Below are 8,501 nucleotides of genomic sequence, written 5' to 3'. Positions count from 1 at the left end.
CAAACCGCTTGGGAATCAATTCCCGAGGGCGCAAGCCTTGCGCCCCTACCAGCTCAAATCATCGGTCGATGATTGGGGAGTTTGTGTGACCAAATAACCGATTTGATATTATTTAAAACGAGAAATCGCCGGAAAAAATGAAAAATCTGCGAAATCTGCGAAATCTGCGGATGAAACATGACACCCTCCGGAAAACGAGCTATTTTTATCCTCCTTAACTTTCATTGATGCGGTCGAACGATCGCCCCCATTTTCAACCTCCGATCATCTCCAAAAGCTCCGCTTCCGATAGTGTTGGAATTCCCAACTTCTCGGCTTTATCCAATTTTGAACCCGGATCGTCCCCCACCACCAAATAGTTGGTTTTGGAACTGACCGAACCGGTGACTTTTCCCCCCGCGTTTTGAATTTTTGCCTTCGCCTCGTCCCGCTTCAGGTTCGGCAGCGACCCGGTAATCACGAAGGTTTGACCCGCCAGGGGTCGATTTTGCGACTCCGAGGGTTTGGATTTTTGGGGAACACCCGACAACTGCAAACCCGCGTCTTTGAGACGATCGCACAATTTAATATTGGCATCCCGGCGGAACCACCCGAAGACGGAGGCGGCGATTTCCGGGCCGATGCCGGAGACGCTTTCGATCGCGTCGGGATCGGCCGCGGCGAGGCGATCGCAACTGGGGAAGGTTTCGGCCAGCAATTCGGCGTTGACGCTGCCGACGTGGCGGATACCCAAACCGTACAAAACCCGGTGCCAGGGCTGTTTTTTGGAGGAAGCGATCGCATCGACAATGTTGCGGGCGGATTTTTCCCCCATCCGCTCCAATTTAACCAATTCTTCGACGCTCAATTCGTACAAATCAGCCACCGAGCGCACCAATTCTCGCTCCACCAACTGCCCCACCAATTTCTCCCCCACGCCGTCGATATCCAACGCTTTGCGATCGCACCAGTGCTCCAGGGAACCCCGCAAAATCGCCGGACAGGAACTATTAATACAGCGGGTGACGGCTTCCCCCGGGGGTTGCGCGACCGTTTCCCCGCAGGCGGGACAGTGGGTCGGCATTTGGAAAGGTTCGGCGTCCGGGGGGCGAAGATCGGGCAGAATTTGCACCACTTCCGGGATGATTTCCCCGGCTTTGCGGACGATCGCGGTATCGCCGATGTGCAGGTCCAATTCAGTGATGCGATCCTTATTGTGGAGGGTGGCCCGTTTGACCGTCGTCCCCGCCAGTTGGACGGGTTCGAGTTCGGCCACCGGCGTCAGCGCCCCCGTGCGCCCCACCTGCACCGTCACGGATACAATCCGGGTGGGGACTTCTTCGGCGGGGTATTTGAGCGCGATCGCCCAGCGGGGGGCTTTTTGGGTGAAGCCGAGGCGTTCGTGCAACTCCAGGGAATTGAGTTTCACCACCACGCCGTCCGTCATGTAGGGCAGATCCCGCCGCCGGGTTTCCCAGTCGTCGAAATAGTCCTCGACTTCCTGCAAGGACTGGCAGCATTTGCGGTTGGGGTTGACTTTGAATCCCATCTCCCGCAACCTCTCCAGACAGTCCCACTGGGAGGTCAATTCGGCCGAGTCCAGGTGTAAGGTGTAGGCGAAAAAGTCGAGTTGGCGATCGGCGACGATGCGGGAGTCGAGTTGTCGCAGGGTTCCCGCCGCTGCATTTCGGGGGTTGGCGAAGGGGGGATTTTCGGCTTCTTGCCGTTCCCGGTTGATGTTTTCAAACACGTCCAGGGACAAAAAGGCTTCGCCGCGCACTTCCACCACGGGGGGCGGATCGTCGAGTTTGAGTTTCAAAGGGATGGAACGGATGGTTTTGACGTTTTGGGTGATCTCTTCCCCCGTCACGCCGTCGCCGCGGGTCGCGCCCCGCACCAGGACGCCGTTTTCGTAGGTGAGGGCGATCGCGGAACCGTCGATTTTCAGTTCGCAGATATAAGCCAAATTTTCGGGTTCTTCCCCGAGGTGGCGGCGCCAGCGGGCGTCCCAGGCTTCGAGTTCCCGGGTATCGAAGGCGTTTTCGAGGCTGTAGAGGGGGATGTTGTGTTGGACGGATTGAAAGCGATCGGCGGGTTTTTCGCCGACCCGCTGGGTGGGACTGTCGGGGGAAATCAGTTCCGGGTGTTCGGTTTCGAGTTGTTCGAGTTCCCGGTAGAGGCGATCGTAAACCGCATCCTCCATAATTGGGTGATCGAGGACATAGTAGGCGTGGCTGGCTTCCTGAAGTTGCCGCCTCAGTTGTTCAGCCCGCTGTTGGAGTTCGGAGTTAGATTGTTTCACGGTTCGATCGCCCTCACCCTTTTCGACAAGTTGGGGGAATTCTCCGTCAGAAGGATTCCCCCACAGCCAATTTTGTGGCCGGTTTTCACAGATTCAAATTGGACATTTCGCTGAATTTCCGCTGATCCGAAGCGGTTTTGCCGTCCCCGTTGTAGCCGTTGGAGTCCGGAGGGACTGTCTCCGGCAGGTACTTTTCGCTTTCTTGGAGGATGCGCCGTTCGTTTTCGACTTGGAAGACGTTGGCGTACAGGTTGGCGACGACCTGTTTTCCTTCCTGGGTGAGTTCCAGGTATCGGAGGGCGGCGGGAATGTAGGGGAAGACCCCGTTCCAGTAGAATTTGGCGTAATTCTTCCGCAGGTCCCCGGGGGTTCTGTAGCCGAGGACTTTGTTGGTGCCGACCTCTTCAAATTCGTAGAACAGGGAGCTGATCTTTTTGAGGTAGCGGGGGTCGCTCAGTTGGCCGATCAGGTCTGCGGCCCGGGCGAGTCCGGAATAGTTGTGCCGGTCTTGGTGGGTTTCGTCGGCGGGGACCGGGAAGCGGGTCAGTTCGATATTGCGCTTGATCTGTTCCGCGTCGATGAGCTTGTGGCCGCCGAAGCGCTCGTCGATGACCAATTTGCCGCGATCGACGTGGTAGGGGGTGAGGCTGGCCGAGGTGGCGCCGATGGGGAGGGAAATCATGCCGTCGTCGATTCCTGTGGCATACCAACCGTTGGCTTCCTGATCGCGCCGGCAGACGCCTTTGACGTAGCCGATATCGTGGCAGAGGAGGGAGATGGTGAAGTGCAGCCAGTCTTCCGGGGTGACACCCCCTTCCCGGATGTGTTTTCCGCGCAAGATCTCCTGTCCGACGAGGGTGACGAGCATCGTGTGCTCGACGTTGTGGTAGAGCGCGTCGCAGTTGGCGATGTTTTCCAGGGCCATCGTGCCGGCCCAGGCGATGATTTCCGGATAGTCGGGCTTGAAGCCGCCGTAGGTCCGGCGGTAGCCCGCCTGCAGGCGCTGTACGAAGGCATCAATTAGGATTGCGGTGGCATTGAACATACTCATGATGAACTCACAGGAATGGTAGGTGAATTTTGAGCATCGGGAAAAAGAACGCAAGTTTTATGGGTTTTTACTCGGCCGTTCCCCAAGGTCGGACAGAATTTTCACAAGGGTTCGGAACTGACCACCATTATAATGAAGCTCTACCCACCTGCGGTAGGCGAGGTGGGGGTGTCCTATGCTAATCTCAGACGATCCTGAGTCCAGAGATCACACAGACAGGCCCAGCTTCTAGACAACCGTCCAGTACGTTTGCTGGAACGGTTCTCACGGTCATTTCTGCGCGTGAGCTTAAGAATGCCCCGGGCAGCGATATTTTGACTTCCATTTAGGTCAGCCTGGTACTGCCGACCATTCTGGAATACTGCCAGGGCATAATTTTTAGAGTTCCGCTTGACAACGCCGGAGCCATCGTAAGCCAGCTTTGAGGTATAGGCGGCAACGACATCAATCACTTGACCGCCAGCTTCTGCCCACTTCATTTCGGTGTAGTCGCGGATCTTGGCTTTGAGCCAACCATGAAAGCGTTGACGCAGATTTGAGCGTTTTCGCCCTCCTGTCGCCTTCCAGCCTTTCAGGTTCTCGAAGACAATCGCCTCTGAGTTGAACTCACTGGCAATCTGGACAATCCGCTTAGAAACGATGTGGCAAATCTGGGTATTGATGTTCTGGCACTTGCGATAGGTATTGGCACAGAAGCCTTTGTGCAGCTTCCCACCTTTACCCATCGTCTTAGATGCCCGCATGAAAACGGACTTGAGCCGTTTGTCTCGACGGTCTATGTCTCTTCCCGGGTGAATGAATTCACGATGGATTACAGTACCGTCGAACGTCACGACTGTTACCGTAGCCGTGGTGTTGATGCCCAGGTCAACAGCAACAACATTTTTGTCGGGCTTCCGCTTCGGAGGAATACAGTGAAACGGGACTGAGAGATGACAGGCTTTCCTATTGAAGATCAGAAATGGTGACAACATTTTGTTGTTCGGCACCTCATGGCGTTCTCGAAGCCCACTGATCTCAACGGTCGTCCAGATCCAGTCAGACCCCGTAAACACCTTAATCTCAACAGTGTCATAGCCTCGCAGCTTATAGCACTGACCTTTATATAGCGCTGGATAGCAGCCTGCATCGGCATTGAGAGTGGGTGGCTTGGCATCCCGGCGCTTACGGGATAGACCACTCTGCCAGTCTCGATACCGAGTCATATAGCTTCTAACCTGACCGAGCGCAAAGCTGATTGCAGCTCTCCGGTAATAGCTGGGGAACTTGTGAAACACCCGATTGATTTGTGGGTACTTCACGGTCAGCCGCTTTGCCGTTGAGTGCATTAACCGCTCTACAGCCGGGATTTGTTCATTTGATGATAAACCCCCTAGCTCCGGCCAGTGCGTAAAGACAATGCCAACCAAGTACCGACAAACCCGACGATAGACCTTCACCGTCTCACCCAACAGAAGGCGCTGTTCAGTGGTCGGGCTTAAAGCCCATTTGTCGGTGCGGATAATTTGGGAAGGCTTTCTTGTTATCATGTGCCTATATTAGCGCATCATAGAAGTATGAAGAGGAAAAATAGAGTGTCTGTCATGTTGAGCGATGAAGAGTTGCAGAAGCTCGATCAGAGAGTAGAAAAAGAAGGGGTTAGCAGATCTGATGTTATCAGAAAGTTGATCGATCGATGCCAGCTAGAAACCCCGCCACTCCCAAACCCCCACCTCGGAACAGGTGGGGGTTTGGGAGTCGCTACTCTTGTTCAACTTTGAAAGTGAGTTAGGACGGTGAGGGATCTCAGTTTTTTCTGACAAACTCTTACAATTGTAGGCATTTGGAGAATCTGGGGTGAAGGTGGCGATCGCCCCCGGGGAGCGATCGACCCTGACGGGCGGACGATAGGGCAATCAGCCGTCAGCTTTCAGGTTTCAGCGTGGGGTTGAGAGCCCATCGGTGAAAGATTTCGGGATTTTTGGATGGCGGAGCGTCCGGGCGACTGCCGTACCGGGCGGGGGCGGGTAGATCCGATCGCGTCCGACATCATCAGACCTCCGTTTCATCCGAAAAACGGTAAAATTCGAGACAAATCTGAGATCTTTTTGAGAACATTATGACATCAGTTGTTATCAATCCCGACGTTCTGGATGAGCTATTGAACGGAGGCGATACCCTGGGCGCCGATATTATCATCCCCCCGGATGACTCCCTCGACGGGAATGGCGGTTCTAACAACGGGGGCGGTTCGGGGGGGGGCGGTTCGGCCAACGAAATCGAAGTCACCGACCGGGCGGGGGACACGGTGACGGGCACCGGAGGCCCCGATCGCATCATCGGCTTTGACGGGCCGGACTCGCTGTTGGGGGCGGGCGGCAATGATACCCTCTACGGGGCGGACAACGTGGATACCCTGAACGGGGAAACCGGGGACGACTGGCTGTTCGGCAACCGGAGCCGGGATTCTCTGCTCGGAGGTGACGGGGATGATACCCTGTTCGGGGGACAGGAGGGGGATACCCTGGATGGCGGGGCGGGGGCGGATGACCTGTTCGGGAATTTCGCCAATGACTCGCTATCGGGCGGCGATGACGACGATGTGATCTTCGGCGGCCAAAATGACGATATCCTGGACGGGGGAGCCGGAAATGATATCCTGGCGGGCGATCGGGGCATTGACGATCTGATCGGCGGAGAGGGGCAAGACTCCTTCGCGCTGAGTTCCGTGACGGGGGGGATCTCGCTCGATTTTGCGGATTTGATTGTCGATTACAACCCGAACGAGGATGAAATTTTGCTGACGGGCGGCTTGCAATTTTCCGACCTGGAAATCGTTCCGGGAAGTTCGGTGGGGTTGAACCAGGAGTTTGCCAACAGCGCCGTGATCCGCCTGGATCGCAATTTTGATGATAACGAAAGTTTCTTGGCGATCGTGGTGGGGGTTGATAATTTGGGTGCGGGAGATTTTACTGAAATTGACGCGATCATTATTTAATCCGAATGTCTGACGTGCAGGGATTTCTCAATTTGGACAAGCCGAAGGGCTGGACTTCCCACGACTGCGTGGCGCGGGTGCGGCGGCTGTTGCACCTGAAGCGGGTGGGACACGCGGGGACCCTCGACCCGGCGGCGACGGGGGTGCTGCCCGTGGCTTTGGGGCGGGCGACGCGGCTGTTGCAGTTCCTTTCCTCGGAGAAGGCTTACCGGGCGGTGATTCGGTTCGGGGTGACGACGGCGACGGACGATTTGGAGGGGGAGGTGCTGACGGAGCGATCGCCGTCGGATTTGACGCGGGAACGGGTGGAGGCGGTGCTGCCGGAGTTTTTGGGCAAAATCGAACAAAAGCCCCCCCACTACAGCGCCATTCACGTCGGGGGCAAGCGACTTTACGAACGGGCGCGACGGGGCGAGGTGGTGGAGGTGCCCACCCGCACGGTGGAGGTGTTCGGTTTGGAGGTGCTCGGGTGGCGTCCGGGGAAGTTTCCGGAGTTGGAAGTCGCGATCGCCTGCGGTACGGGGACTTACATCCGCTCCATCGCCCGGGATTGGGGGGAGAAGGTGGAGACGGGGGCGACGCTGGCGGGGTTGGTTCGCACGCGCAGCAGCGGTTTCTCGTTGGAAAATAGCGTCGCGATCGCGGATTTGGAAACCCAGGTGAAGGCGGGTTCGTTCGTGCCCTGCGATCCGTCGGCGGCGTTGATGCATTTGGATGCGATCGGGCTTCCGGGGGAGGAGGGGAAACGCTGGTGTCAGGGACAGCGAATTCCGGTTTCTGGAACTGTGGATACTGTGTTGCGGGTTTACGATGAGGAGGGGCAGTTTTTGGGAATCGGACGGATAATGGAGGGGGAGAAAACGGTGTTGGCTCCCCAGGTCGTTTTGCACGGTTTTTGAGATGAAACGGATATTAATTGCTGTAATTAAGGGTTACAAATTATTGATTTCGCCGTTGCTGCCGCCGGCGTGCCGGTTCCAGCCGACTTGCTCGGAATATGCGATGGAGGCGATCGGCCGGTTCGGTGTTTTGCGGGGGGGATGGATGGCGATCGCGCGGATTTTGCGGTGCCATCCGCTGCATCCGGGGGGTTACGATCCGGTGCCGCCGAAGGATGGGTGATGGGGGGCGATCGTTAATCGTTTTTCGCCCCCAAACCCCCAATTCTGGGGGCTTTGATTTTGATTCTCGCCCCCAACCCCAAATTCTGGGGGCTTCCCCCAACCCCCAAATCCCCAATTATGGGGGCTTTTAATGGAGCGAGTTTTGTCAATTATTTCGCCCCCAAACCCCCAATTCTGGGGGCTTCACCCCACCCCCAAATCCCCAATTATGGGGGCTTTTAATGGAGCGAGTTTTGTCAATTATCGCAAGTATCGCGCTCGTGTGTTTACAAATCGAGGAGACCAAAAAAACTTCAAAACCTCGATTTAGAGGGGCTTTGAGTTTTCAAGGGCTCCCGACTCTCGATTCTCGAGGACCGCGCGCAGCGCTATATTTCACGTTGCTATTCTAATTAAATACCCGGAAAAAGCCGGTTGGATATCCAAACCGCTTGGGAATGAATTCCCAAGCTAATAGCTCAAATCATCTAAAGATGATTGGGGAGGTTTAGGAGGGGATAACCGAAGCTGATAGAATTCCTTTCCGGAGGGGCTAGAAGCGGAACTGACGCGATATTTAGATGTATAGCAACCGCCAAGGTGGTTAGGATACTCTATGTCCAACCGAGTCCACGCTTAGTGGACTTTTGCTATGAGCCTTGAAATTCATTTCAAGGCGGGTCTAAAATCGAAAAATATGTGCGAGACGGATCAATCGGCAGTTTTGGCGGGGTTGATGGTTCAATTTCAGGATTGAGGTGGAATGTTTTGTCAGGGTGTCGGCCAGAAATCCGGACGCATGACTTCTTCTAAGGAAAAAGGGCAGATTTCCGGGAACTGTTCGTCGGGTAAATCGGTTTCGGCGATCGCCAAGTCCCGGGCCTCCGACCAGCTTTCGGTCATGGCTTCATCCAAGCGAGATTTTAAACCGGGATTTCGCTTCAACAGTTTTGCGATCGCGGTACGTTGAAGGTTACTCGATCAGATGCGATAAGTCCAATTGCTCAAATTGGCGATCGCGCAGCAGGCGGGATTGCTGATGCGCCCAGCTATAGAAATCCTGTTCGTAAAGGGTGTTGCTCATGGGGT

General features: G+C 55.7%; 9 protein-coding genes. 4 read left to right on the top strand and 5 right to left on the bottom strand.

Annotation, left to right across the window (positions count from 1 at the left end):
- Positions 1-253: 253 nt before the first annotated feature.
- The 3 genes from ligA to LKE08_RS00860 form a co-directional block, all read right to left on the bottom strand.
- Positions 254-2,281 carry an NAD-dependent DNA ligase LigA gene (gene ligA, locus LKE08_RS00870; RefSeq protein ID WP_324702301.1) on the bottom strand — a complete coding sequence of 676 codons (2,028 nt, stop codon included), beginning with the start codon at positions 2,279-2,281 and terminating at the stop codon, positions 254-256.
- 85 nt (positions 2,282-2,366) lie between these two features.
- The gene (locus LKE08_RS00865) at positions 2,367-3,326 is read right to left on the bottom strand and encodes an Npun_R2479 family HD domain-containing metalloprotein (protein WP_324702302.1); all 960 of its coding nucleotides are present in this window, start codon (positions 3,324-3,326) and stop codon (positions 2,367-2,369) included.
- 179 nt (positions 3,327-3,505) lie between these two features.
- Positions 3,506-4,861: an IS200/IS605 family accessory protein TnpB-related protein gene (locus LKE08_RS00860; protein ID WP_324702300.1), complete on the bottom strand. Its 1,356-nt coding sequence runs from the start codon at positions 4,859-4,861 to the stop codon at positions 3,506-3,508.
- Positions 4,862-4,888: 27 nt separating this feature from the next.
- Between LKE08_RS00860 and LKE08_RS29215 the strand changes: the two genes are divergently transcribed.
- The 4 genes from LKE08_RS29215 to yidD all read left to right on the top strand — a co-directional run bounded on the left by LKE08_RS29215 (position 4,889) and on the right by yidD (position 7,431).
- Complete coding sequence (locus tag LKE08_RS29215) at positions 4,889-5,092, top strand: ribbon-helix-helix domain-containing protein (RefSeq protein ID WP_375341385.1); 204 nt, start codon at positions 4,889-4,891, stop codon at positions 5,090-5,092.
- A gap of 338 nt (positions 5,093-5,430) precedes the next feature.
- Entirely contained in the window at positions 5,431-6,309 is an 879-nt protein-coding gene (locus LKE08_RS00855; protein ID WP_324702299.1) for a calcium-binding protein, read from the top strand.
- 5 nt (positions 6,310-6,314) lie between these two features.
- Positions 6,315-7,208 (top strand): tRNA pseudouridine(55) synthase TruB, encoded by an 894-nt coding sequence (truB, locus tag LKE08_RS00850; protein ID WP_324702298.1) that lies wholly within the window; start codon positions 6,315-6,317, stop codon positions 7,206-7,208.
- A gap of 1 nt (position 7,209) precedes the next feature.
- Positions 7,210-7,431 carry a membrane protein insertion efficiency factor YidD gene (gene yidD / locus LKE08_RS00845; RefSeq protein WP_324702297.1) on the top strand — a complete coding sequence of 74 codons (222 nt, stop codon included), beginning with the start codon at positions 7,210-7,212 and terminating at the stop codon, positions 7,429-7,431.
- Positions 7,432-8,183: 752 nt separating this feature from the next.
- Here the strand turns inward: yidD and LKE08_RS00840 are convergent.
- Together LKE08_RS00840 and LKE08_RS29210 are read right to left on the bottom strand one after the other, a co-directional pair.
- Entirely contained in the window at positions 8,184-8,357 is a 174-nt protein-coding gene (locus LKE08_RS00840; protein WP_324702296.1) for a DUF29 family protein, read from the bottom strand.
- Between the two features lie 28 nt (positions 8,358-8,385).
- Positions 8,386-8,496, bottom strand: coding sequence for a DUF29 family protein (locus LKE08_RS29210; protein ID WP_375341386.1), 111 nt, complete (start codon positions 8,494-8,496; stop codon positions 8,386-8,388).
- Positions 8,497-8,501: the final 5 nt, after the last annotated feature.

It is taken from the genome of Lyngbya sp. CCY1209, assembly GCF_035615495.1.
GTDB lineage: Bacteria > Cyanobacteriota > Cyanobacteriia > Cyanobacteriales > Microcoleaceae > Limnospira.
The sequence above is the reverse complement of the archived record's forward strand: the minus strand, read 5'-3'. Positions and strand labels throughout refer to the sequence as shown.